This is a genomic window from Crocosphaera sp. XPORK-15E (genome assembly GCF_034931425.1).
Taxonomy (GTDB): domain Bacteria; phylum Cyanobacteriota; class Cyanobacteriia; order Cyanobacteriales; family Microcystaceae; genus UHCC-0190.
The window spans coordinates 64,610-88,882 of the sequence record NZ_JAYGHQ010000017.1 but is presented as its reverse complement, the minus strand read 5'-3'; the positions used below and the strand labels follow the sequence as shown (position 1 = coordinate 88,882).

Genomic DNA, 24,273 nt, shown 5'->3' with positions numbered 1-24,273 from the left:
CTGCATAAGTCATGTGCAGAGAAGATATAGGATAAGAAGGCAAATAAAAGGTTTCACCATTTAGTATTTGGGGAACATACTTGAAATCGTCACTGATAAAAAAATCATGAAAAATGATTTTTTTTATCAATAAATTAAAACCAAATATTGTAAAAAGTATGAGTAAACTTTTCTGAAAAATGTATTTTTTGTTCATTTATTATTCCTCAAATTGTACAGATAATTAAACAAAATAAATCAAGTTGATACCTATTGTGAACTTAAGAATTGGGAAATAGTATTCATGATTAGTTCAATCTGCTCAGACATTAAGCTAGGATACATAGGCAAACGTAAAAGGCGCGAAGACAGATCATCTGTGACTGTTAAGTTACCACTAACACGACCATATTTTTGTCCTGCGGGCGAAGAATGCAAAGGAACATAGTGAAATACACTATTGATATTGTTAGTTTTGAGTTTTTTAATCAGAGTGGTTCTACTTTCTAAATCTGGCAAAATTATATAATACATATGGGCATTGTGGTGACAGTGCTGAGGAATGATGGGACAGCGGATTTTGCCTTGCTTTTCTAACTCGATTAATCCCTGATGATATTGTTTCCAAAGGGCCAATCTTTTCCGGGTAATTGTTTCTGCTGCTTCTAGTTGGGCCCAAAGAAAAGCCGCATTAATTTCACTGGGTAAATAGGATGAACCAACATCCACCCAGGTATATTTATCGATTTGTCCTCGGAAAAACTGAGAACGATTTGTTCCTTTCTCCCAAATAATTTCAGCCCTTTCCATCAAATCAGGTTGGTTAATTAACAAAGCACCACCTTCACCAGAAATCACATTTTTTGTTTCATGAAAACTCACGGCCCCTAAATGTCCTATACTACCCAAGGGACGACTATTGTAAGTAGACATCACCCCTTGAGCCGCATCCTCAATGACAAATAAGTTATAATTCTCTGCGATTTCCATGATCCTCTCCATCTCACAGCCTACCCCTGCATAATGCACTGGTACGATCGCTTTCGTTTTCGGTGTAATGGCTGCTTCTATCTGAGATTCGTCAAGATTGAACGTATCGGGACGAATATCAACAAAAACAGGGATTCCACCCCGTAGGACAAAAGCATTAGCTGTGGAGACAAAGGTATAAGAAGGCATGATTATTTCATCCCCTGGCTGGATGTCAGCAAGCAATGCAGCCATTTCTAGTGCGGCTGTACAGGAATGGGTTATTAATGCTTTATGACAGCCAATTTCAGCTTCTAACCAAGCCTGGCATTTTTTGGTAAAAGCACCATTGCCGGAAAGATGGCCGTTAGAAATGGCTTGTCTGATGTAATCAAATTCTTTTCCGGTAGCAAAGGGCTGATTAAAAGGTATTTGAAGTGAAGGCAAAGTTGGAAGTTTAGTTGTCATGGTTTGTACAACATTAAGGGCAATTAAAATCTTGATCTTGAAATATTTAATAACAACAAAATATCATAAAAAAAACAATTTTATTGATTACCATCCAAATTGTCTAATAATGTCCATATTTATGCTACTAATTTTCATTAAAAAGCCAGTAGCAAACAAGTAAAAGCAGCTATGAAAGGTCATATTTTAATACAAGCAACTTTAATCGGACGCTATACCAGAATTTAGCAATATTAGGGCGATTTTTTGCCAAAATCTCTGATTCTCACAAATATGTTAGATCAACCGGCCCGCAACAATATTTGAAGGAGCAGATAACTTGCTAACCGGTCATGCTAAAATAGCTATAAAGATTTTATTAAGGAGTTGGCCATGTTTGAAGGGATTAATTTTGATTATTTACTACAAGAAGAAGTCATTGAACCCAAAAACCACCAGAAACTAACTTTTCAAGAAGATTTATTTGTTAAGCTTCTCGAAGGAGTCAAAGAGGATCGCATCGGTTATGGTGTGATTCAAACCGAAGATCATGAACAAAAGGGAGTCATTTTGTTATTAGATCCTGATACTAATGAACAAACTATTATTGGATATATTCCCAACCATCTGCAAATTGTTTGATTTTTCTATTGCCCAAAAAAGTTAAAAATATTTGCAAAAAAAATAAACTAAGTGGTCAGTTAAAACATAATTTTGTTTTTTTGTTTGAGTAGTGAATAGATTTCTCCGCTTAATTATATTGCCTTCAATTTATGATGTAAATTGCTCATTTCGTCCTAGGGGCGGGTTTGTTTTACAGTCCATGATTCTTACAAATATGTTAAATAAACCCGCCCCTACACCTTGTGAGATAAGGGCTTTGGTCACTTTTAACCACCACTAATTTTAACCTTGTAACCTAAATCACCCAAAACTTGAACTAATTTCTGACGATGATCTCCTTGAATTTCTAAAGTATCATCTTTAAGAGTTCCCCCACTACCACATTGATTTTTTAATTGTTTAAGTAACTTATTTAATGTTTCAGGTGAATGTTGAAACCCTGTAATAACTGTAACGGTTTTTCCCTTGCGTCCTGAACGGGTAGACTGTACCCTAATATTTTGTTGCTGTGGTGGTAAATCATGAACTGGCCGTTCTAACGCTTCTGAGTTAGAAGCATGGCCAAACTCTTGATAAATAACAGACTTAGACTGCTTAGATTTAGAAGACATGGTGATCAGCAAAAAATAACTACAATAACTACAATAGATCTTAATCTTATCAAGATGTGGGGGCTTAATAATATTAAGCCCCCACGGCATAATATGAATTAGCATAGTTAGATCAAACTAAAATGACAACCACACCCATTACCCCATCATCGACACAAACCCAATATCCCGACGCATTAGGACGCTTTGGCCGTTATGGGGGAAAATATGTGCCTGAAACCTTAATGCCCGCCCTCAGCGAACTGGAAACCGCCTATAATCGTTACAAAGATGACCCCGACTTTCAACAAGAATTATCCCAATTATTGAAAGATTATGTCGGCCGGCCTAGTCCTTTATACTTTGCCGAACGCTTAACCGAATATTATGCCCGTCCTGATGGTACAGGGGCCCAAATTTACCTAAAACGGGAAGATTTAAACCATACAGGGGCCCATAAAATTAATAACGCCTTGGGACAGGTTTTATTAGCGAAACGCATGGGCAAAAAACGCATTATTGCGGAAACTGGGGCCGGACAACATGGAGTTGCTACAGCGACGGTTTGCGCCCGTTTTGGCCTAGAATGCGTCATTTATATGGGGGTTCATGATATGGAACGCCAAAACTTAAATGTGTTCCGCATGAAACTATTAGGGGCCACTGTTCAACCTGTAGAAGCAGGAACCGGAACCCTCAAAGATGCGACCTCAGAAGCGATCAGAGACTGGGTAACAAATGTTGAGACAACCCATTATATTTTAGGATCTGTGGCCGGCCCTCATCCTTATCCGATGATTGTACGAGATTTTCATCATATTATTGGTCAAGAAACCCGTCAACAATGCAGGGAAAAATGGGGCGTTTTACCTGATATTTTACTCGCTTGTGTGGGGGGTGGATCAAATGCAATGGGCCTATTTTATGAGTTTCTTAAAGATACCTCAATCCGCATTATTGGGGTAGAAGCAGCAGGGGAAAGTATCGCCTCTGGAAAACACGCTGCAACCCTCACCAAAGGTCGTCCTGGGGTGTTACATGGGGCCATGAGTTATTTATTACAAGATACGGAAGGACAGGTCATAGAAGCTCATTCTATTAGTGCTGGTTTAGATTATCCTGGAGTGGGGCCAGAACATAGTTATCTTAAAGATGCTAACCGGGCCGAATATTACAGTGTAACTGATGCCGAAGCAGTGGCCGCATTTCAACGTTTATCCCAGTTAGAGGGGATTATTCCTGCTTTGGAAACTTCCCATGCGATCGCCTATTTAGAAACCCTTTGTCCTCAACTTGAAGGTAGTCCCCGTATTATTATTAATTGTTCGGGAAGGGGAGATAAAGATGTGCAAACGGTGGCTAAATATTTAGAAAATGGGTAGTTAAAACTCTATCCATGCTGTAGGGTGGGCAATGTCCACCTTGCTGCTTTGGCTATGAGTATATATAATTAGTCGCAAAAGTGACACGCTCCCGCTATAATGTCTACAGTAACTTTGGCAGTCAAATGTTGTATTAATTATGAATAGATTAATAAGGTTTAAAAAATCATCCGAAATAAATTATAATAATTCTGGAAATTTTTATGTTAATTGTTCAATATTTTTTTTATGTATTGTCATTCTGCCCTATTTTATTTTCGCTTTATTTTCAGTTCCTACAGGAGATGACTATGCCTTTGCTTCAACTTCTTTAGAGCAAGGTATTTTAGGTTTTATTAAAAATCGTTACTTAACTTGGAATGGTAGATATACTTCTGATTTTTTGATCGCTTTTTATAATGTTGTTGGCCATCAAATTACTGACTATTTTTTGATTAAGTTTTTCGCTCTTGTTCCTCTATTTTTATTGACTTCCTATGGAGTAGCTAATTATGTCTTTATTAAACTTTTAACTGGATGCAAAAATTTCACAATAAATTTTCTTTATACTTTAATTATTTTAGTGTCCATTCTAATCAACACTGATGTAAAATCAACTATTTTTTGGTTGGCTGGTGGAATAGCCTACGGTTTTGCCAATTCATTGTTGATTCTATCCTTTGCTTTAATTATTTATACTGTCTATTTGGAAAAAGAGCAAAATTTATTATTATTTGGTTTAACTTCATTCCTAATTATATTCATTAATGGTTTATCAGAAACGATTATGGTAGCTTTTACAACTCTAGTTGTCACTCTATCTATACTCAACATATTACTTAATCCTTTAAGTCGAAAGTTTATCCTAAAAAATTTACTCTATTCAAGTTTTGCTTTCATATCAGCAATAATGGTTGTTGCTGCTCCTGGTAATTATAATAGAATCGAAAAAGTAGAAAATGCAACTAGCAATTCTGGTTCTCTAATATTTTCGGCTATTCAAAGTTTTTGGTCAACTCGTCATTACTTATTTGATTTAATTAATCCTTTATCGATCTGTTTGTTTATTTTAATTGTTTTAGTTAGTTATCAAGTACCTAAAGAGAAAATTTCCGTTTTGATTCAGAATAAAAAAATATTTATGATGGTTATGACTAGCTTGGGATTTGCCATGTATATGTCATTTTTTGTGATTTGGTATTCATTAGGTAATGATAGTCCACCCCGTTCTGTTTCGACCAGTTATACGCTTTTTTTACTCATGACTATAATGTTAGGATTTTACTGTGGCTTTGAATTTCAGGTAAATAATTTAATATCTCCTCAAAAAATATCAAAAGTGAGCTTTATTGTTGTATTAATTTTTTGTCTTACATCTCTAGGATTTCGTTCATCTTTACTAAAACATGATTTCCAAACTATTCAAAAACATCATAATTATTATCAAAAAATTTATTCATTAGCAATCAATGCTAAACCTGGGACTAGTTTGACTTTCCCACCTGAACCAGAAACAAAAATGTTAAAACCAGATCATCCCTTTTGGAGTGCATTAGGTGAAAACGAGAATAGCTATGCCAATCAATCTTTTTCAAAATATTTTGGTTTAAAATCTGTATCTACATCAAGAAAAAAATAAAATATGCCTTTTAACCCACTTTCCGCACTTCAAAATGTACTGTAAAAAGATTACGTTATTTGAGCAGATCGGTGATCGCCAAAAACATAAATAGACAAGTATAAATACTCAAAAACTTCAGCTAAAAGATCCTTTGGTGTTGCAGCCCCCCAAAATGTACGACTTTGCGTGTTACAACTTGAAGTACGGAAAGTGGGTTTTAACCATCAGATTTTATGGTCTAAACCAATGGAAAATAGTGATGGTTCAAGGAGTGGACTGCTAGCCACTTCCGGTAAACAGTATCCTGCTTTCTCTGAGTTGTTGCATTTTCTCAACACCATTTGCGTTGAGATCATCTAACCTTGTATCCTGGATATATAGCAGGAGACAGACAGTAGAGAGAAATTGGATAAAACTGTATCATATTTTTCTAAACTGGCTTAGGTGACATATTTTAAGACACCGATAAAAGTCAGATAGCTTCATTTTAAGCAAATCAGCAGCGAGCATTATATGCCTAAAAGGTTATTATGTCCAGACGAAAAAAGAGTTTTCCCTGTGGTCATAAAGGTTATGGTCAAATCTGTCATCGGTGCGCTCATGAACAAACCGTTTGGGAACAAAAAAAACAAGAAAAAAACGCTTGGGAAGATACATTTACTCAAGATCCCATTGACTTAAGACCATTCCCTAGAAATGTGGTACTCAAAGCGCGTCAAATCCTTCAGGGCCTAGCAAACCAACAAGATTATCGAGAATTTCATGGCAAACGACTACGACATGATCGCTTTGTTATTAGTATTCCTGTGACCCGACATTATCGTTTAATTTGCCGCGATCATGGAAATTTCTTGACCCCAGAAGCAGTTATCTCCCATGAAGATTATAATGTGTGTAAACCTGGTCGTTAAAATTAAACTTTTTATTACTGATTGCCCGTTGCCTAATTTTTGCCTGATCTCAGACCCAGCACACCCCTTAATAACATAATGCAAATCTATCTTGACTATAGTGCTACCACACCCCCTCGCTCGGAAGTCATTACTAAAGTCAATGAAGTCATGACACAGCAATGGGGCAACCCCTCCAGTTTACATCTGTGGGGGCAAAGAGCAGCTATGGCTATAGAAACCGCTAGGGTTCAAGTTGCTCACCTCATTAATGCAGCTGACCCTGAATCGATTATTTTTACATCAGGGGGAACAGAAGCAGATAATTTGGCTATTTTTGGCATTGCTAGACGTTATCAGACACCCCAACATATCATTATTTCTACAGTTGAACATCCCGCCATTGCTGAACCAGTTCGACAGTTAGAACAAGAAGGGTGGCAAATTACCCGTTTACCTGTTAACCGTCAAGGTAGAATTAATCCCCTTGACTTAAGCGCGGCTATTCAACCGAATACTGTCTTAGTATCCATTATCTACGGACAAAGTGAAGTGGGAACGGTTCAACCCATGGAAGAATTGGCGAAAATTGCTCATTATCACGGCATTCTTTTGCATACTGATGCTGTCCAAGCGGCCGGCAGATTATCGGTCGATGTGCAACAGCTAAATGTTGATTTATTGTCTTTGTCTGCCCACAAAATTTATGGAGTGCAAGGGGCCGGGGCATTATACTTGCGTCCAGGGATTAAACTCATGCCCTTATTGGGTGGGGGGGGACAAGAGGGAAAATTGCGCTCAGGTACTCAAGCAGTTCCTATTATTGCCGGGTTTGGGGTGGCTGCTGAATTGGCCGCAGAGGAAAGGGAAAGAGAAACCCCTCGATTGATCGGACTACGCGATCGCCTGTTTGATTTGATGGCTGATTGTCCTTATTTGGTTCCCACAGGAGATAGATTATATCGTCTCCCTCATCATGTTAGTTTTGCGATCGCCTCCCCTTGTGATTATCTTCATCCAGAAATGATTACAGGGAAAACTATCGTCCGTCAGCTAAATTTAGCGGGCATTGCCATTAGTTCAGGTTCTGCTTGTCATAGTGGGAAATTAAGCCCCAGTCCCGTTTTATTAGGGATGGGATACTCGGAAAAAGAAGCGTTAGGCGGTATTCGTTTAACCTTGGGACGGCATACCACCGAAGCTGATATTGATTGGACAGGGATGGTTTTAAAACAAGTCTTAGAGCGATTAATGCCTAAATTAGCAACCGTAAGAGACTGTTTGGTGAACAAATTTTAGTAAAATTAACTTCTATCTAAGGTTCAATGTCTTATAAATGCTACATAGTAATTTCTTCAACACAACTGCTCTAAATTCTTCGTTATTCATCACCTCCATAAATATTTTTTCATTCCCGTCCATGCGTTCAATAAAGAGGTTTTCTAAATGCTTTTCTAGAACAGGAGCAAAGTTTTCTTTGGTGTTGACTTGAGCAGCTTGTTTGATAGAATCATTAGCGATCGCTGTTTCGGTAATTTGTTCAAAAAACAGTTGATCTGCTAGGGTAAAATCTGTACCAAATCTTTCATTTAGGGAGTTAATTAGTTGCGATAGGGGAACTTCTTTATCTGGTTGACGAGTTCCCACTGCGGTAGCACCTGATATTGGTTCTGTTGTCCCTTCCTTTAAATCAATCTTACCTTCGCTGATTTTCTCCAAGCGATAAAATTTTAGTTCTATATCCCCAGATAAATCAATTTTGGGAGCGTCTTTACTTTTGGGTAATTTCTTGATTAAAAATCGTCCATAGGCATAAAGTTTTTCTAGTTCTGAATCTTGATAAGGAATAATCTGAGCTAGGAATAAATACAAATTACGGAAGCTGGTTAATTGACTTTTAAATTGTTCTTTTTCTGGGTCTATAAGGTTTTGATATTTGTCTACAATTGGATCTAATAAATTATTTAATTTTTGATGTTCTTTTCCCGTTAAGGAAGTTTTTGGACGAAACCAAATTTCACACCACTGGTTAACATCGTCTTGGCTAAAAAGTTGCCATTCATAAAGTTGATAGGATAAATCATTTAATTGTTGTGGATCTGCAGTTTCGCCAATGGGGGTTTGTTCGTAGTAGGGTTTGAAGGCTTTGTAAATGTCCTCTGGTTTGTTGACAAAATCTAGTATAAAGGTGTCGTCTTTCCCTATTGTAGTGCGGTTGAGTCGTGATAAAGTTTGCACGGCTTGGACTCCATCTAGCCTTTTATCTACAAACATGGTATGTAATAAAGGTTGGTCAAATCCGGTTTGGAATTTGTTGGCAACTAACAGGACTTGATAAGTCTCGCTGTCAAATTTTTCGGAAATTTCTGATGTTTTGATGCCATTCATATTGGCTTCTGTAAAGGGTTGATCTGGAAATTCATCTAATGTAATAGAACCAGAGAAAGCCACTAAAGATTTGATATCACTATAACCTTTTTCTTTAATATATTTATCAAAGGCCAGTTTATATTTAACTGCGTGTTCACGGGAACGAGTAACAACCATTGCTTTAGCTCTACCGCCGATTTTATGGCGAGTATGGTTGCGAAAATGTTCTATAATAATTTCTACTTTTTGGGTGATATTGTGGGGATGAAGTTCAATAAAACGAGCGATTGCTTTTGCTGTTTGACGACGGGGTAAATTTGGATCTTCTTCTGAGGTGCGGACTAATTCATAATATCGTTCATAGCAGGTATAATTAGCTAAAACGTCTTTAATATAATTTTCTTCAATAGCTTGACGCATGGTGTAAAGATGGAAGGGAGATTGACCATTTTCTCCTGGTTCATCAAATACGAGTAAGGTTTTATATTTGGGAGTAGCGGTAAAGGCGAAATAACTCAGGTTTGCTTGTTTTGTGCGGGTTATTTGGGCTTTTAATAGTTGTTTTTTCGCCTCATCACTAATATTATCTTCCTCAAATTCATCCTCTAAAAGTTGAGCGGCGATCGCAGATTCAATCCCGTCTTTATTGAGGATTTTCCGCAATTCTGTAGCGGTTTCTCCTGTTTGAGAACTATGTGCTTCATCAACAATAATAGCAAAGCGTTTATCTTTGGTAGTTATATCTATGGTTTTACCTTTTTTCTCCAGAGTTTCAATAGCTTTGGTAATAAAGGGAAATTTCTGAATAGTAGAAATAATAATTGGTACACCATCATTTAAAGCGGTGGCTAGTTGTTGGGTGTTTTCATCTATTTTTTGCACTACTCCGGCTTTATGTTCAAATTGATAAATAGTTTTTTGCAGTTGTTCATCTAATATGGTTCTATCTGTAATCACAACAACGGTATGAAAGATTTTTTCATTTTGATTATCGTGAAGATTTGCTAACCGATGGGCTAACCAAGCGATAGAATTAGACTTTCCTGAACCTGCGGAATGTTGAATTAAATAATTATGTCCGGCTTTATTTCCTTGAGTATGATTAATAAGTTTACGGACTACATCAAGTTGATGGTAACGGGGGAAAATTAGGATTTCTTTTTTCTGGTATTTAATGCCTGTATCTGTGATAATTTTGGTTTCTTTAATTTCAATATGTAGAAACCGCGCCAAAATATCTAACAGGCTATCTTTTTGTAAAACTTCTAGCCATAAATAACTTGTCCGATATTCTCCATTATTACTAATGGGATTACCAGCACCGTGATTATGTCCTTTATTGAAGGGCAAAAAATAGGTACTTTCTTTGGCTAGTTTGGTGGTCATCCAGACTTGTTCACTGTCTACGGCAAAATGGACTAAGCACCGTTGTTTAAAGGCAAATAGGGGGTCTTTGGGGTCTGTCTGGGTTTGATATTGATGGATAGCATCTTGGTAGGTTGACCCGGAAAGGGGGTTTTTTAGTTCAATACTGGCTATGGGTAAACCGTTGATACTGAGGAGAATATCGGGAATCCGTCCAGTTTTTATGGTAACTTGGCGAGTAACAGTGAGGCGATTTTTTTGGTACCGTGCCAGGGTTTCCGGGTTCATACCCGTGTTAGGTTGAAAATAGGCAATTTTAAAGGTTTTACCATAACATTTGAAGCCGTTACGGAGGACATCTAGCATCCCCCTGCTTTTCAGTTCTTTGGTGAGGCTATCTATGATGATTTTTTGGGCATCATTGGGGCTGGTATTGGCTAAATATTGCCATTGTTTAGGTTGAGTTTCTTTGATGAAATTAATGATTTCTGTGGGGAAAAGGGCGGTTTCTGGGTCATAGTTTTTGGCGTTACCTTTTTCGTAGCCACTGAGTTGCAGGAGTTCTTTTTCAATGATGTTTTCAAATTCGTTTTCTTTGTGCATTTTATTAAGAAGTTAAAGCGTAGGTTGGGTTGAGGAACGAAACCCAACATTTGATTAATTGGATTGATTTTGTTAGGTTTCTTTGCGTCAACCCAACCTACGACTACATCAATTTTGTTGCTCCAACCAATTAGTTAAATCCTCTAATGATTGAAAGTCAAAAATCGCATCTGCTAGGTTTTCTATTTGTTCCGACGATAAGCTATTAATTCGACTTTCTAAGGTCGCAGAAATATTATTAAATCGCCGTTTAAGTTGTCTTTTAATAATTCTTTGTTCTCCTTGTCCAATTCCTCTTTCAATTCCTTTTTCAATTCCTTTTTCCATCCAACTGGTAACAATTTCCATAATTTTTTCATCTTCAACTAAGTTAGCTTGTTTTAGTTCGGTATCAAATTGAAGGGCAAAATAATTAAATTCAATTTTGTTGCTCTAACCAATTAGTTAAATCCTCTAATGATTGAAAGTCAAAAATTGCATCTGATAGGTTTTCTATTTGTTCCGATGATAAGCTATTAATTCGACTTTCTAAGGTAGGAGAAATATTATTAAATCGCCGTTTAAGTTGTCTTTTAATGATTTTTTGTTCTCCTTTTTCCATCCAACTGGTAACAATTTCCATAATTTTTTCATCTTCAACTAAGTTAGCTTGTTTTAGTTCAGTATCAAGTTGTTCTTCTTCTGTGGTGTTTAATCTCAAGTAGGTGTCAATAAAACCGGAAATTAATTCTATTTTAGCAGGATTTAACCGCAATGTGACTAACATTCTTAAGCATTCTAGTTTAACTCTGACTCTTTCTTCCGGTTTAAACTCCATTTTTGCCATTAATGCGGCTGCTACGGGGTTGGGTTGATTTAAAAAGTTGCGCCAGTTGAGATTATTTAATTGAAGGGCAAAATAATTAAATTCGAGAATTTTTCTGTGAGGAAAGTTAACTATATATTGGCTTTTTTCTGGTCTTTTTGGTTCGTCGTAGGAAAATATAACTATAGGAAAAATGGGCAGTAAATATTTAGCATCTAAACGAGCGAAGTAATGAAACATACGCCGTTCAAATTCTTTTTGATTATATGCTTGGTTTTCTAGATGGATGAGAAAATAACTGTCTTGTCCTTGCCATTTTACTTGTGCTAATAGGTCTATTTTTCTTTTGTCTCCAGAGGTGACATCCGTAAATATTTCTTCTGGTAAAAATATGAGGCTGTCTGTTTTTACATATTCTAATACTTCTGGTAAAAACAGTTCTATAAATTCCCAAAAGAAGGTTTGGATTAATTCTTTAAATAGTCTATCGTGGTCTATCATAAAACATCCCAAGTAACTAGATTTGCAGTAGGTTCGACAATATCTCCTGTAATTTTACCGCTATCTTTCATCGCTCCAAATACGGCTCTATGATTAGTTTTCCATTATCTTCTTTGATAATTACTTCTGTTGTTGATAGAGTTAATTTTTGAGGGATGGTTAAGGTTTGGGTGTTTCCTGTTTGAATAAGCTTAATGTGATATTCTGTACTCATTGTGATTATCCTTTTTGGGGTTGTGTTTTCTAGGGTTAGGGTATAGCAACTTGTCTTACATCTATTTTACCTGTGACGGCGTTGGTAATTAGGGAGGTGCGATATTCTTTTAATAGTTCTATAGCTTCTTTAATCTTGGCTTTTTGTTGGTCTATTTGGGTTGTTTTTTGGTCTAAATATTCGGCAATTTGTTTTTGTTCATCTAGTGGAGGAACACTTAGGGTAAATTTTGCGATTTGCTTTAATCCCAAGTCTGGAACTCCTATTCCTTGAGTCCTAAGTCTTGCTTCAGTTAATACTAATTCAGAATCAAGAAAATATTTAAAAAATAGGGGATTAGCTAATTCTTGACAAAACCTAATAACACAACATGAATAAGAGATTAGAAATTTGATGTCAACTTCAACAATCCGAGCCTTTCCTAAGCAAGCACCTATTCGAGAATAAATAATATCATTTTTTGTTGGGCATATTTTTTTAGATAGTCTAATAAAATCTTCTTCTGATATTTTTTTTATATCTTTCTCAAAATTCAAAGTTCCATCATCCAGTAAATCTTTTGCTGATAAAAATGGAATACCTTGATCAACAGCAACAGGCATTTCATGATTGATATCATTAATTTCTTCGGTCAGTCGTCCAAGTTGGTTTATTGTCCAATGCTTCGGAATATCACCCAACCACTCAATACCAGAATCTTTCATTGTTACGCTTAAATCTAGTCCTTTTGTGACAGCGTGACTGATGAGGGCGGTGCGTTTTTCGTCGAGTTTTTCTATGAGGGTTTCTTTCTTTTTGATGAGTTCGTCTATTTGTTTGGTTTTATAGTCGAGAAATTGAGCGATTTTTTCTTGTTCATCTAGTGGGGGGAAAGTAAAAAATAAATTACCAATAAAATCCCAACTAGCTCTAGGCATTTTTGCCCCAAAAGTTGAAGAATCTACAATATTGATAAAATCACGAGATAGAATATAATATTTTAAAAATTTAGGAAAAATATTATTTTTGCATCTCAATACTAAAGCTTCTGTAGATGCTAATCCTTCAATCTCAGATAAATATACTTTTGCAAGATAAGGTCTAAGTTTACCAAATAAAACATCATTTGGTAAAAAATGAGAACCTATTCCTTCACTAGAAGCATTTTTATCTTCAATTCTTTTACCAGTCCATGAATCAATATGTTCTAGTCCCATATAGGACAAGTTACTATTTTCTGCTTCAATTTTATTATTAATTAAGTTAACGGAAAATTTAAACCGTTTTTGTTGCCAATGTTCAGGAATATCACCCAACCACTCAACACCAGAATCTTTATACTTTTGATAACCCTGATAATTACCCATTATTCTGCTTCCTTTTCCTGTGCTAAAAGTAAAATCTTGTCATATAAAAGCGGAGAAATCCAAAAAGTAGAATTTTCAATCAACTTATTCATTAAAGGCTTAACAGCCACAACAAAACCCCTCGTTTTCCCTTCTAATAAAACTCCTAATAATCCAGTAATTCTAATTCCTAACCGTTGTGCTTCAGCCCTTCCCCTGCGTTCATCAATTAATAATAAATCAGTCTTTAACTCCAATGCCAAAATAATAGCCTCCGACTCCCCATCATCTAACTTAGCTTGTTGTTTTAATTCATATACTTTATTTTTATCCTTCACAGTTTTAACCTCCAAAAAAGGAGATTTTTCTGCTTGTATTTCACTTAAAAATAGAGGATGACATCTTGATAATTCTTCATAAACTGCTTGAGGAATAATCACTTTTTCATAAAGTGCCTGTAATAGAAAAATATGTTCAATACCAATTAAATTAGTAAGCACAGAAGTATCACTAATAATCACAATCTTCCCAACTCCTGTAAATTCTGTAAATCAATCTCAAAATCCTCCAAATCATAACGATATAAAGGTATTTTCCGCGCCTTCAGTAAATCCCGAAAAGCATCTGATTCCATTTGTGCCATTTTAGCTGCATAATCAAAAGTTAATCGCCCCGACTCAAATAAATGTAATGCAATCTCCTGTAAAAATTCCGTAGGGGTTAACTGGGAAGCGTCTAAAAATTCATCTAAAATTACTAACGACATTACCAAAATCTCCTAACTTTATATTTCTATTTTACTTCTTAAACTGCTTACTTATGCTCAAACCTCCTTTTCCTCTGCTAAAGTTAAAACCTGCACATAAAGTCGGTCTGAAATTCTCATTCTCTGTGCTTGCATCTCATCTAAAACATCCTTAACACTAGCCAACAAACCCCGCCGCTTTGCCAATAATAAAACCCCCACAGTCCCAATTAAAGGCAACTTTCGAGCCATAGCAACTTTCCGCGCTGCCTTTTCATCAATTAATAACTGAGAAGCCCCAATCTCCTCTGCTAAAGCAATAGCTTCTGACTCTCCTAAATCTAACTTAAACGACTGTTGTAACTCCTTAAGCACCTGCTGATTATCTACTGTTACAACCTCTAACCAAGACAAATCCTGTACAACTTTCGCTGCTGGATGCTCACCTACTTGTAATTCATCAAATACACCCTGGGGAATTATGACTTTACCAAAAAGTTTCGGCAATAAATCAAGATGATTCACCTTTGTTAACTCACTAATGGGCGTTGTATCAGAAACAATAATCATTTAAGAAATCTGCTGATTTAAAATTAACTCTGCTTGTTCCATTTCTTGACGTAATTCCTCTAAAGTCTGGGAATCGTCAAAAAGAGAAATACCCCATTTTTTCATCATTTCTATTACCTCTAACCGAGAAACACCAAGAATTTTTCCCGCCCGTCCACTGCTGATTTCACCTACCTCTAATAGCGTCATTACATAACCTTCCTTCGCTTTTTGTAAAGCCTTTTTTTTCACTTCATCTGAAAGCTGAATACTTTCTAACTGCTCATCTAAAATTACTAACGACATTACCAAAATATCCTAACTCTATATTTTTATTTTAGCTGATCAGATCCCCGACTTCTTTTTAAATCTTGTAAATAAATAATAACTTAATGTTAGAAGTCGGAGATCTTTTTAAACCACTTCCGCTAACATCGCCATAATATCCGACTCTAAGGCCTTAATATCATCCTCAATGACATCCAATGCACGGGGCGGCTGATATACATAAAAATGGCGATTTAAGGGAATTTCATAACCTATCTTAGTCTTAGCAAAATCAATCCAAGCATCCATAACATGGGGTAAAACTTCCTTTTCTAAATACTCTTGACAATGCCCTTTAACTAACTTAATCAACTTATCTAAATTCCCATCTTTCCCATAATCTAAAGGTAAAGGTAAGGCGATATCATCCGGTAAAGGGACAATTTCTGTATCTCGTAAACTACTATCCGCTTCAGGATTTCCCTTACTATCTCTACAGATTTCTGCTTCTGGATCTGCTGTTCCCAATGCCGATAAAATCGCCTTTTTAACAGGTGCTTTTAAATTTAAACCTGCTTTTTTTAATACCTGATTTAATTCTTTTTCAAACTCATTACGGGACAGATAAAGTTTATTATTATCAAATTTCTGCAAAGCCTGAATAATTTGAGTTTGGATATTTTCACCCGCTAAAATTTCTAATTGTTGTACGTTTTCATCTTTGCGCTTTTTAGTAGTAGCTAAATTCTGAAAAGCCGTTTGTTCCGAAAGTAAAGCTAAACGTTCTGGACTAACTTGAAAATTTAACCTTAATGGACGTTCCACCGTAATCTTTAAAAATCCAAATTGCCGATTATCAAAAAGCTTAGAACAAATCGGCTTTTCTGTTTGTCCATTATTTTCAACTTCACTAATACCATTATCTTCAAAATTCCCATACAGTCGCACCAGTTCAGTAATATGTTCAGGTGATAACTCATTGCGCTTATTACCAAGACTCTTTTTCATTTTCTGGTAATGTTTTGTTCCATCAATCAACTGTACTTTGCCCTTTCTATGGGCTGCTTTTTTATTGGTTACTAACCAAATATAAGTAAAAATTCCTGTGTTATAAAACATCTGGTCAGGTAAAGCTATTACTGCATCTAACCAGTCATTTTCAATAATCCAACGGCGAATATTACTTTCACCACTTCCCGCATCTCCTGTAAACAATGGAGAACCATTAAATACTATCGCAACTCGTGAACCATCACCGCCATTTTCTGGGGAAGGTTGCATTTTTGAGATCATGTGTTGGAGAAACAACAATGAACCATCATTAATGCGGGGTAAACCTGCGCCAAATCTGCCATTAAATCCTAAGCTTTCATATTCATCTTTAATAAAATCTTCCTCTGGTTTCCATTCCACTCCAAAGGGAGGATTGGCAAACATATAATGAAATTGTTTATCAGGATGTCCGTCATGGGGTAAGAAATTATTACTTTTATTTTTAGCGTTCTTAACTCCTAATGTGTCACCATAAATAATATTGTCAATAGGTTCATCTTTAATCAATAAATCAGAACAACAAATTGCATAGGATTCGGGGTTATATTCTTGCCCAAATAGCCCTAAAATTGCTTCAGGGTTTTGATTTTTAATATGTTCTTCCGATACTGAAAGCATTCCCCCAGTTCCTAATGTGGGGTCATAGACAGAGCGATAAATCCCTTGTTTAAAGACATCGGTTTCATCACAAAAAACCAGATTAACCATCAGGCGAATTACTTCACGAGGTGTAAAATGATCTCCCGCTTCTTCGTTTGCTTGTTCATTAAACTTTCTTACCAATTCTTCAAACAGATAACCCATTTGTAGATTAGAAAGTTTGGACGGAGATAAATCAAATTCCGGTTTACAAAAATCTTTAATAATCAGATATAAGCGATTACTTTCATCAAGTTTTTGAATCTCGCTTTCAAAATTAAACTTCTCAAAAATATCCCTAGCTCTAGATGAAAAACCATTGATATAATTAATTAAATTACTAGCAATACCATCAGCATCATCTAATAATTTCTGAAATGTAAACTCACTGGTGTTATATAAAAACTGTTGACGCTCTCCCCCTATTGCTACTCTAGCGATTGCTTTTTCAAAAGCCTCACCCTTTAACCCCATTGCTTCATATCTGGCTTTAGCTTCTATGACAGCCAGTTTAGTCGGTTCTAAAACAGCATCTAACCGACGCAATACTATCAAAGGTAACATCACCCGCCGATATTGGGGCGGGCGGTAAGGTCCCCGGAGTTTATCAGCAATACTCCAAATAAAACCAATTAAATCTTGATGATGAGAATTTTCTGTAATTGTTGCCATAGGGAGTTTTAATCTGTTGTTTTTTCAAAGTTCTCAACACTAACTCTTGGTAGTCGATGTTTAAAGCCGCAAAGAATTTCCCAAGAAATGGTACCTGATAAACTTGCCCAATGATCTGCCGTAATTTCTTGCTGCCCATCTTTGCCAATTAAAGTAACAATATCTCCCACTTGTAAATTGCGAAGATGAGTAACATCTAACATCAATTGATCCATAGTAATAGCCCCAATTTGACAGGCCCTTTGTCCCCGAATTAATACTTGAAGACGGTTCGATAAATTACGGGGAACCCCATCTGCATAACCAATACTAACCACCGCAATTTTTATCGGGCGATCGCTAACAAACTGATGACCATAACTAACTCCCGTACCAGAGGGAATATTTTTGATTTGAGTAATTTTTGCTTTCACCTGCAATACAGGTTTTAACATCGCTTGGGAACGCAGATGAGGGGCCGGATACAAACCATATAAGGCTAACCCTACTCTAACTAAATCATAGTGTAAATTCGGTGCAATGAGGGTCGCGGCAGAATTAGCCAAATGAAGACAAGGGAGTTTTATTCCTTGGGATTTTAGTTCGGTGATCGCCTGTTTAAACCGTCGATGTTGTAATCTCATCTGGGTGGAATCGGGATCATCAGCCGTCGCTAAATGAGAATAAACACTGCCCAGAGTTAATGAGGGTAATTGTTGCACTAATTTAACAAATTCCGTCCCCTGGTGCCAAGGAGTTCCTAAACGGGACATTCCCGTATCTAATTTTAGATGCACAGGTAAGGTTTCCCCAAATTGGGAGAGGGTTTGAGAGAAAATTAAGGCCTGTTGGGGGTTACAAAGAGTCGGTTCTAATTTCCAATGAGCGATCGCCGCAATTTCTTCAGGGGTATTAATGGCCCCTAAAATAAGGATGGGGGCAGTAATTCCAGCTTCTCGTAATTCGATCCCTTCTCCCAAAGTAGCAACGGCCAAACCATTGGCCCCTGCATTAAGAACAGTTTGAGCCACAGTAATGGCCCCATGACCATAAGCATCCGCTTTCACCACAGCCATTAAAGCGGTTTTTGGGGACAATAAACCTTTAATTTCCTGAACATTATGGGTTAATGCCCCTAGATTGATTTCTACCCAGGCCCGTTGACGGATAATGTCAGAGAGATAGTAATTGTAGCGATTTTTAGTGACAACCCCTAAGACAGACTCTTGACTTAACATCCCTGCTCACTCCTACACTCTCACCTAATACTGTAATCATTGACGATTATCTTAGCAGACGGAATTAATCAAAAGATGATTCCAACGAAACCAATCAGAAATACATAATTGGCTAAAACTTTCGCCTAGTCTAATTTAGTGCAGTGCTATCACTCCATGTCATCAAATAACAATTCTTCTAAAATTGCTTGCATTTCCTCATCTTCAGGAGACACTAATTCTACTTTTCCAAGCAAATTATATTTGGCTAAAAAGAGTAAGGGAGACAAGGGCGTATAAATTGAGTATTTTTGATCTTGATGATAAAAATCTTTGAGAAATTGTAATTCCTCTGAGTCTAAAGCTGGCCCGTCTGTTTCTAATTCTAGGGTCAAAATTCCATCGTCTTCTATGGGAGGTAATTCCCCGACTACCGTTAAGGTAAAAGCGGTTAATTTTAGGGTCAAATCGAGTTCTGCTAACACTGCCTTAGCGTCAGGGAAAATTGCTTCAATTTCGATTTTATCCTCTAATAAGACGGCATTGGTAATTTCTTCGCTGTCGTCTTCAACATCTTGATCCTCTTCATCCCAGACTAAAACTACAATAGGGATATCTACTGGCATAAGCAAGAGATAAGTTCCATCGTCTCCTTCGATCGCGTTTTCTACATAACATTCTAGAGTGCGACCGTCTTCGTCAGTTAAGGTCACACTATCGATATCTTCTGGATCGCTTTCTTGATTGTATTGGAAGGATGACATGATTTTAACTTAAGGCTGCGATTGAATTAGGATATCATAAATTGTCATCAGTTATTGACGAAATTAATTAAGATAAGTGTCTACCCAACGGGTTCTGTGTAAATACTCAAAACCTGCCACATCTGTAAGATTATATTGTAAAGGGGTAATGGTGATGTAGTTCTGTTGAATGGCCTGGACATCTGTGGGGATATCGGGGGGGAGATGAATATGATCGGGTTGTTCTATTTCTGTGACTAATTCTCCCGCTAACCAATAGTAGCTTTTTCCCCTGGGATCAATACGCTTCTCAAAATTTTCCACATAACGACGTAACCCTTGACGGGTGATCATCACTCCGGCGATCGCATCTGAGGCCACGGGGGGAACATTAACATTAAGTAGGGTACTTTCGGGAAAGGGATGACTGTCCAACTGTTTGACTAAGGTACAGGCAAAATTGGCCGCTGGTTGAAACTCACGGGAGGAAAAACTTGCTAAACTAATGGCAACACTAGGAATTCCTTCAATAATGCCTTCCATAGCTGCTGATACGGTTCCTGAATAAAGCACATCTGTACCCAAATTAGAGCCATGATTAATGCCTGAAACGATAATATCAGGACGGGTTTCAACTAGGGTACTCAGAGCCAATTTTACGCAGTCTGAGGGGGTTCCTGAACAAGACCAAGCGGTAATCTTTGGATTGAAGAAGTCCTCGACAATTTCCGCCCGAATGGGACGATGTAGGGTCAATCCATGACCTGTGGCCGAGCGTTCCCGATCAGGGCAGACAACAGTAATATTATAGCCCGCTTCGGCCAGGGTATTGGCTAAGGTTCGGACACCAAGGGCAAAAATTCCATCATCGTTACTGATTAAAATGTTTATGGGGGAAGGACTGGTCATATTTTGTTGGTTTAGTTATCTTTCTTTTATTGTCTCTGATAAATTAACATTAAATTTTACCTTGATAAATTTCTTTTCTTATATCGTCAAGGTCTTGTCTAACATTATCCTCGTTTTCCCATAAATTTGTCAGATCAATTCCTTCTGCTAACTTGAAATTTTTTGTATCTTTTTCATCAATCATTGCAGGGAAAGGTAGAGAGATGGGAATAACTTGATGATGACTTAAATAAGAAATTAAATCAAATTGACCTAATTGAGAATCTTCAATAATCCATTCTTTATTTTTGTATTTCAAAATAGGATTTTTAACATTTAGTGCATAAAAAAAAGCTGCGGTATATAATCCACAGTGATCAGCAAAATTATTCGTATCACTTCCCCCAATAATTGACCCTTTTAATCCTCCATTATGTGTTGTAGGATGACCAGTAGAGATATGAGAAAAAAAGACTTCGCCACTATGAAAACGCTCAATTTTTTCTAGAGAATAAACTTCATTTTTTTGAGGATTTGATGTAATTTGATATCCATAAACACAGGTTAAATTCAAACTAGAACTGGAGTCCTTAATTTGTAACCCCAATTCGTCATAAGCAAGATTCACGGAATGACTTTCTGGTCTAATACCATAATTTCTATTATTATTAGCTTTTCGATACCAAACTTGATATTCAATCTCCCCATATTTTTCCTTATATTTTGTTTTTCTAATTCGGATAGCATTAATTAATCGAATCCAGTCATATTTATTCATCATATTACTCAAGTTTGAGGAAGTTGTATGAATTAAGTTTTTGATAATAAAAATATAGGGAATAATTAATAGTTGATTTAATTAACTATTTTTATCGATGAGATGACATTGAAGAACTGATCTGAGTTAAACTCCAATCTGGGCGAAGATTACAGGCATCGCGCAAATAAGGGTGATACATCTCTTTTTGAGGTTTTGGGGTATTAACATGAATCAGCACCCTTATACAGCGTTTTAAGCTGCCCTCAACCTGCATTTGCTGCACATCTAGTAAGGGGACATCTTCCCATTGAGGACGTTGACGGGCGATCGCGGCGGGAAAAATGGCATCAAGATCGAGTGTCGCGGTAAAAGTCACACTAACAATGTCTTCAGGGTTAAGTTGGTTACGGGTTTCGATCGCATCTAACAACTCAGTGACAGCTTCTTGGATAGACTCTTTTGTATTTTCTGATACTGTAGTTGCCCCTCGAATACCTCGCACTTTCCACTGCACAGTCATAGTCCTCCGACAATTAAGGTAATAACTCCTATTCTCTCATCCCCAGACCCATTTTTCCTTATCTTTCCCCTTAACTGAGATCTTGCACCATGATTTAAGGACGATATAACCATAAAGGTTGACCATTGGTAGTTAATTCAAATTCTAGCCAATTGATCGCCGTTCCAATTTTTGATTTACTTTGATTACGAGATAAAACGCGATTTAGTAAAGATTTTGGTTCTTCAATGGTATAACATAGAGCTTTGTCGGGGTTAAGTCCTGCTAACTCAGCGGCCCAACGACGGGCATCTTCTTCCGTTCCCAGACGATCAACCACCCCTAATTCTAAGGCTTGCTGTCCGGTAAAAATGCGTCCATCAGCAAAACTTTTGACCTTTTCAACGTCTAAATTGCGGCCTTCTGCCACCGTTGTCACAAATTGATGATAACTGGTATCAATCATTTCTTGAAGAATCTGATGTTCCTCGGTGGTTAATTCCCGATCAAATGAAAGAATATCTTTATAGGGGCCTGATTTAATCACTTGAAATGATACCCCAATTTTATCTAAAAGCCGTTCTAAATTATTTCCCCGCAAAATGACCCCAATACTGCCAGTAATGGTGCCAGGGTTCGCCATAATATGTTGGGCCCCCACGCCAATATAAACCCCACCAGAGGCGGAAATATTGCCAAAACTAGCGACAATTTTCACCTTGTCTCTGAGTCTTTTCAAAGCTTCATAAATTTCTTGAGAGTCCCCTACTGTTCCCCCAGGAGAGTCAATGCGTAGTAACAGAGCGGGAAATTTTCTCTCTTTTACTATTTCTAGGGCTTTCAGGACACTTTTGCGAGTTTCTGAAGCGATCGCCCCAGTAATTTCGATCCGCGCGATCTGTTTGCTGGTTCTGGGTTTAAATGGCCAAATCATCTTTCCGCCCTCATGGAGACTCTCGCTAAACCTGTACTCAGGAGCCAGCGCGGTCTTGGGGGTTTCCCCCATGAGCGACTGGCGTGGTTAGCGATGAGAGGAAATGAGGGGCAAGGTCTATGTCGCATAAGAATAACCATCTTTTTTGTGAATATGAGTGCAATATTTGTGGCTAATACCTTGGGTTAATTCGTTAGCACTAGATATATTAAAACTACCCGTTGATCGTACAGCAACACGACCAATATAAGTGCCTATTTTTTTACCTTTAGTTACCACAGCTTTTACGATATCTCCTGTTTGGAAACCTTTAATGAACTTGAATCTAGGAACGTATCTAGAAGGAAACCCATACTTATCAGTTCTACAAGATTGTCTAGTTCCATGACCTGTTGCTTTAATTAATAATGGCTTATTAGTTAAAACTTTTAAAGTATCAACTATTCCTACACAAGCTGCATCAATCCAGTGCTGTTTTGGTAGTTTTAATCGTGTTCTGTTAAATTTAGTTTTACCTCCTGATCCTGTAGTTACGAATAACCCTGTGTTTTTTAAAGCATTAAATAACGCCCATCTAGTAGAATTAACAGCAGTAGCATCTTTTAAGGGACGTTTCGCTTGTGATAAAATACGCTTTAAGACTTCAGGTTTTTTAGATAAAAATACATTAATATCTTTAGTTCCTTTTTTGAGATTACATGATTCACAAGCTAAACATAAATTACTTATTCTATTTGTACCTCCTTTTGCTTTAGGATGAATGTGTTCAACTTGTAAAGGGACATTTTCTATTGAACAATAAGAACATTTTCTGTCCCATTTGTTTAATAAATACTCTCTTACTTCGTAACCAACTAATTCACCTTGTTGATATTCTACTCCTGATATTTCAGGATTTTCTAATTGTTGTAAGTCAAATCTTACCAATTCTTGAGAAATACCAACAATAGGAGCGAACTTAATTAGTTTTTTAATCCAAGTAAAAGTAGTGTCTACTCTATGTTGTAAGGAAGGAGCTAACCAACTTTTAGGTTTTTTTCTATTAAGAAATCTAGCTTGACGATATCTGGTTTGACGATTACGACGACCTCGACGTAATGACCGTCTTGATTCTAAACTATCTTTAATAGTTGAACCGCGATGAGAAAGTTCAGCACCAAATATAACTTTATCACCTTGAACTAAAGCAATACCAGTTGTTTTAGAACCAGGATCTATTTTAATTTCTATTGGTTCAGTTACCATCTCTGATACGGGTTTTTTTAAGATAATAGTAAAAGGATATTTCCTGAATACTGATGCTTTTCTAGTATTTAATAACTTCCTTGCTACCGAGGGGTGACAGGGATTTAACGGTTGTTTATTCGTATCAATTACTAGCACATAATTTGACATTACTGTCTCTCCATTACTGGGTAAAGTTAGCTTCGACAATGTTATTTAAGCTTGTTAGGTTAGCAGCACTTCCTTAACCCTTTAAAGATGTTTAACTGCTAACGACAGAGCAGGGGACTAGCTTCGCATCCACAAGGTGTCGTGACAAAAATAACGTAGTATACTAGATACTTAGTCTGGTCAACTTAGGCTATATTTCAAGCCCCCGTTACATCGGTACTCCGATTAACGGTGGGTTGTTGACAAATATATGTCAAATTATAGGAGAG

General features: G+C 36.9%; 25 protein-coding genes. 5 read left to right on the top strand and 20 right to left on the bottom strand.

What is annotated here, in order from left to right; genetic code table 11:
• A partial coding sequence (locus VB691_RS19135) for a hypothetical protein (protein ID WP_323293122.1) occupies nt 1-196 on the bottom strand: 196 nt, incomplete at its 3' end.
• A 53-nt stretch (nt 197-249) separates the two neighbouring features.
• Complete coding sequence (rffA, locus tag VB691_RS19130) at nt 250-1,416, bottom strand: dTDP-4-amino-4,6-dideoxygalactose transaminase (RefSeq protein ID WP_323293121.1); 1,167 nt, start codon at nt 1,414-1,416, stop codon at nt 250-252.
• A 372-nt stretch (nt 1,417-1,788) separates the two neighbouring features.
• Here rffA and VB691_RS19125 point away from each other — a divergent pair, with 372 nt between their 5' ends.
• Nucleotides 1,789-2,037, top strand: coding sequence for a hypothetical protein (locus VB691_RS19125; protein WP_323293120.1), 249 nt, complete (start codon nt 1,789-1,791; stop codon nt 2,035-2,037).
• Between the two features lie 248 nt (nt 2,038-2,285).
• Here VB691_RS19125 and VB691_RS19120 read toward each other — a convergent pair whose 3' ends face one another.
• Nucleotides 2,286-2,630: a translation initiation factor gene (locus VB691_RS19120; RefSeq protein WP_323293119.1), complete on the bottom strand. Its 345-nt coding sequence runs from the start codon at nt 2,628-2,630 to the stop codon at nt 2,286-2,288.
• A gap of 122 nt (nt 2,631-2,752) precedes the next feature.
• Between VB691_RS19120 and trpB the strand changes: the two genes are divergently transcribed.
• The 4 genes from trpB (at nt 2,753) to VB691_RS19100 (ending at nt 7,780) form a co-directional block, all read left to right on the top strand.
• Nucleotides 2,753-3,991: a tryptophan synthase subunit beta gene (gene trpB, locus VB691_RS19115; protein WP_323293118.1), complete on the top strand. Its 1,239-nt coding sequence runs from the start codon at nt 2,753-2,755 to the stop codon at nt 3,989-3,991.
• Nucleotides 3,992-4,130: 139 nt separating this feature from the next.
• A complete protein-coding gene (locus tag VB691_RS19110; protein WP_323293117.1) occupies nt 4,131-5,609 on the top strand; it encodes a DUF6056 family protein in 1,479 nt (492 codons plus the stop codon).
• Nucleotides 5,610-6,121: 512 nt separating this feature from the next.
• Nucleotides 6,122-6,502, top strand: coding sequence for a hypothetical protein (locus tag VB691_RS19105; protein WP_323293116.1), 381 nt, complete (start codon nt 6,122-6,124; stop codon nt 6,500-6,502).
• A gap of 78 nt (nt 6,503-6,580) precedes the next feature.
• The gene (locus VB691_RS19100; protein WP_323293115.1) at nt 6,581-7,780 is read left to right on the top strand and encodes a cysteine desulfurase family protein; all 1,200 of its coding nucleotides are present in this window, start codon (nt 6,581-6,583) and stop codon (nt 7,778-7,780) included.
• A gap of 12 nt (nt 7,781-7,792) precedes the next feature.
• On the opposite strand, the gene VB691_RS19095 is transcribed toward VB691_RS19100, so the two are convergent.
• The 17 genes from VB691_RS19095 to iscB all read right to left on the bottom strand — a co-directional run bounded on the left by VB691_RS19095 (nt 7,793) and on the right by iscB (nt 24,004).
• Complete coding sequence (locus VB691_RS19095; protein WP_323293114.1) at nt 7,793-10,819, bottom strand: type I restriction endonuclease subunit R; 3,027 nt, start codon at nt 10,817-10,819, stop codon at nt 7,793-7,795.
• 108 nt (nt 10,820-10,927) lie between these two features.
• The gene (locus VB691_RS19090; protein ID WP_323293113.1) at nt 10,928-11,167 is read right to left on the bottom strand and encodes a DUF4351 domain-containing protein; all 240 of its coding nucleotides are present in this window, start codon (nt 11,165-11,167) and stop codon (nt 10,928-10,930) included.
• Between the two features lie 70 nt (nt 11,168-11,237).
• Nucleotides 11,238-12,125 carry a DUF4351 domain-containing protein gene (locus VB691_RS19085; RefSeq protein WP_323293112.1) on the bottom strand — a complete coding sequence of 296 codons (888 nt, stop codon included), beginning with the start codon at nt 12,123-12,125 and terminating at the stop codon, nt 11,238-11,240.
• Nucleotides 12,126-12,192: 67 nt separating this feature from the next.
• The gene (locus VB691_RS19080; protein WP_323293111.1) at nt 12,193-12,339 is read right to left on the bottom strand and encodes a hypothetical protein; all 147 of its coding nucleotides are present in this window, start codon (nt 12,337-12,339) and stop codon (nt 12,193-12,195) included.
• 35 nt (nt 12,340-12,374) lie between these two features.
• On the bottom strand, nt 12,375-13,685 hold the full coding sequence (locus tag VB691_RS19075) for a restriction endonuclease subunit S (RefSeq protein WP_323293110.1): 1,311 nt from the start codon (nt 13,683-13,685) through the stop codon (nt 12,375-12,377).
• Complete coding sequence (locus VB691_RS19070; protein WP_323293109.1) at nt 13,685-14,185, bottom strand: DUF3368 domain-containing protein; 501 nt, start codon at nt 14,183-14,185, stop codon at nt 13,685-13,687. Before VB691_RS19070 ends, VB691_RS19075 begins: the two co-directional genes overlap by 1 nt.
• Nucleotides 14,182-14,430: a UPF0175 family protein gene (locus tag VB691_RS19065; protein WP_190386110.1), complete on the bottom strand. Its 249-nt coding sequence runs from the start codon at nt 14,428-14,430 to the stop codon at nt 14,182-14,184. The genes VB691_RS19070 and VB691_RS19065 overlap by 4 nt, the downstream gene beginning before the upstream one ends.
• A 57-nt stretch (nt 14,431-14,487) precedes the next feature.
• On the bottom strand, nt 14,488-14,979 hold the full coding sequence (locus VB691_RS19060; protein WP_323293108.1) for a DUF3368 domain-containing protein: 492 nt from the start codon (nt 14,977-14,979) through the stop codon (nt 14,488-14,490).
• Nucleotides 14,980-15,264 (bottom strand): UPF0175 family protein, encoded by a 285-nt coding sequence (locus tag VB691_RS19055; RefSeq protein ID WP_323293107.1) that lies wholly within the window; start codon nt 15,262-15,264, stop codon nt 14,980-14,982.
• 108 nt (nt 15,265-15,372) lie between these two features.
• The gene (locus VB691_RS19050) at nt 15,373-17,589 is read right to left on the bottom strand and encodes a class I SAM-dependent DNA methyltransferase (RefSeq protein WP_323293106.1); all 2,217 of its coding nucleotides are present in this window, start codon (nt 17,587-17,589) and stop codon (nt 15,373-15,375) included.
• Between the two features lie 8 nt (nt 17,590-17,597).
• Nucleotides 17,598-18,806, bottom strand: coding sequence for an alanine racemase (gene alr, locus VB691_RS19045; protein ID WP_323293105.1), 1,209 nt, complete (start codon nt 18,804-18,806; stop codon nt 17,598-17,600).
• Between the two features lie 149 nt (nt 18,807-18,955).
• Nucleotides 18,956-19,549, bottom strand: a complete 594-nt coding sequence (locus VB691_RS19040) for a DUF3727 domain-containing protein (RefSeq protein ID WP_323293104.1) — start codon at nt 19,547-19,549, stop codon at nt 18,956-18,958.
• Nucleotides 19,550-19,612: 63 nt separating this feature from the next.
• Nucleotides 19,613-20,437 (bottom strand): 5'/3'-nucleotidase SurE, encoded by an 825-nt coding sequence (gene surE, locus VB691_RS19035; RefSeq protein WP_323293103.1) that lies wholly within the window; start codon nt 20,435-20,437, stop codon nt 19,613-19,615.
• Nucleotides 20,438-20,486: 49 nt separating this feature from the next.
• A complete protein-coding gene (locus VB691_RS19030) occupies nt 20,487-21,197 on the bottom strand; it encodes a hypothetical protein (protein ID WP_323293102.1) in 711 nt (236 codons plus the stop codon).
• Between the two features lie 88 nt (nt 21,198-21,285).
• Nucleotides 21,286-21,696, bottom strand: a complete 411-nt coding sequence (aroH, locus tag VB691_RS19025; RefSeq protein WP_323293101.1) for a chorismate mutase — start codon at nt 21,694-21,696, stop codon at nt 21,286-21,288.
• A gap of 94 nt (nt 21,697-21,790) precedes the next feature.
• Complete coding sequence (gene sppA / locus VB691_RS19020; protein WP_323293100.1) at nt 21,791-22,609, bottom strand: signal peptide peptidase SppA; 819 nt, start codon at nt 22,607-22,609, stop codon at nt 21,791-21,793.
• Between the two features lie 117 nt (nt 22,610-22,726).
• Nucleotides 22,727-24,004 carry an RNA-guided endonuclease IscB gene (iscB, locus tag VB691_RS19015; protein WP_323293099.1) on the bottom strand — a complete coding sequence of 426 codons (1,278 nt, stop codon included), beginning with the start codon at nt 24,002-24,004 and terminating at the stop codon, nt 22,727-22,729.
• Nucleotides 24,005-24,273: the final 269 nt, after the last annotated feature.

Coding starts and splice junctions, on each gene's coding strand:
- VB691_RS19050 (WP_323293106.1), bottom strand. CDS start 17,589: ATGGCAACAATTACAGAAAATTCTCATCATCAAGATTTAATTGGTTTT.
- VB691_RS19125 (WP_323293120.1), top strand. CDS start 1,789: ATGTTTGAAGGGATTAATTTTGATTATTTACTACAAGAAGAAGTCATT.
- VB691_RS19080 (WP_323293111.1), bottom strand. CDS start 12,339: ATGAGTACAGAATATCACATTAAGCTTATTCAAACAGGAAACACCCAA.
- trpB (WP_323293118.1), top strand. CDS start 2,753: ATGACAACCACACCCATTACCCCATCATCGACACAAACCCAATATCCC.
- VB691_RS19060 (WP_323293108.1), bottom strand. CDS start 14,979: ATGATTATTGTTTCTGATACAACGCCCATTAGTGAGTTAACAAAGGTG.
- VB691_RS19075 (WP_323293110.1), bottom strand. CDS start 13,685: ATGGGTAATTATCAGGGTTATCAAAAGTATAAAGATTCTGGTGTTGAG.
- VB691_RS19100 (WP_323293115.1), top strand. CDS start 6,581: ATGCAAATCTATCTTGACTATAGTGCTACCACACCCCCTCGCTCGGAA.
- surE (WP_323293103.1), bottom strand. CDS start 20,437: ATGACCAGTCCTTCCCCCATAAACATTTTAATCAGTAACGATGATGGA.
- alr (WP_323293105.1), bottom strand. CDS start 18,806: ATGTTAAGTCAAGAGTCTGTCTTAGGGGTTGTCACTAAAAATCGCTAC.
- VB691_RS19085 (WP_323293112.1), bottom strand. CDS start 12,125: ATGATAGACCACGATAGACTATTTAAAGAATTAATCCAAACCTTCTTT.
- VB691_RS19040 (WP_323293104.1), bottom strand. CDS start 19,549: ATGTCATCCTTCCAATACAATCAAGAAAGCGATCCAGAAGATATCGAT.
- VB691_RS19105 (WP_323293116.1), top strand. CDS start 6,122: ATGTCCAGACGAAAAAAGAGTTTTCCCTGTGGTCATAAAGGTTATGGT.
- sppA (WP_323293100.1), bottom strand. CDS start 22,609: ATGATTTGGCCATTTAAACCCAGAACCAGCAAACAGATCGCGCGGATC.
- aroH (WP_323293101.1), bottom strand. CDS start 21,696: ATGACTGTGCAGTGGAAAGTGCGAGGTATTCGAGGGGCAACTACAGTA.
- VB691_RS19055 (WP_323293107.1), bottom strand. CDS start 15,264: ATGTCGTTAGTAATTTTAGATGAGCAGTTAGAAAGTATTCAGCTTTCA.
- VB691_RS19090 (WP_323293113.1), bottom strand. CDS start 11,167: ATGGAAATTGTTACCAGTTGGATGGAAAAAGGAATTGAAAAAGGAATT.
- rffA (WP_323293121.1), bottom strand. CDS start 1,416: ATGACAACTAAACTTCCAACTTTGCCTTCACTTCAAATACCTTTTAAT.
- VB691_RS19030 (WP_323293102.1), bottom strand. CDS start 21,197: ATGATGAATAAATATGACTGGATTCGATTAATTAATGCTATCCGAATT.
- VB691_RS19120 (WP_323293119.1), bottom strand. CDS start 2,630: ATGTCTTCTAAATCTAAGCAGTCTAAGTCTGTTATTTATCAAGAGTTT.
- VB691_RS19110 (WP_323293117.1), top strand. CDS start 4,131: ATGAATAGATTAATAAGGTTTAAAAAATCATCCGAAATAAATTATAAT.
- VB691_RS19095 (WP_323293114.1), bottom strand. CDS start 10,819: ATGCACAAAGAAAACGAATTTGAAAACATCATTGAAAAAGAACTCCTG.
- VB691_RS19065 (WP_190386110.1), bottom strand. CDS start 14,430: ATGTCGTTAGTAATTTTAGATGAATTTTTAGACGCTTCCCAGTTAACC.
- iscB (WP_323293099.1), bottom strand. CDS start 24,004: ATGTCAAATTATGTGCTAGTAATTGATACGAATAAACAACCGTTAAAT.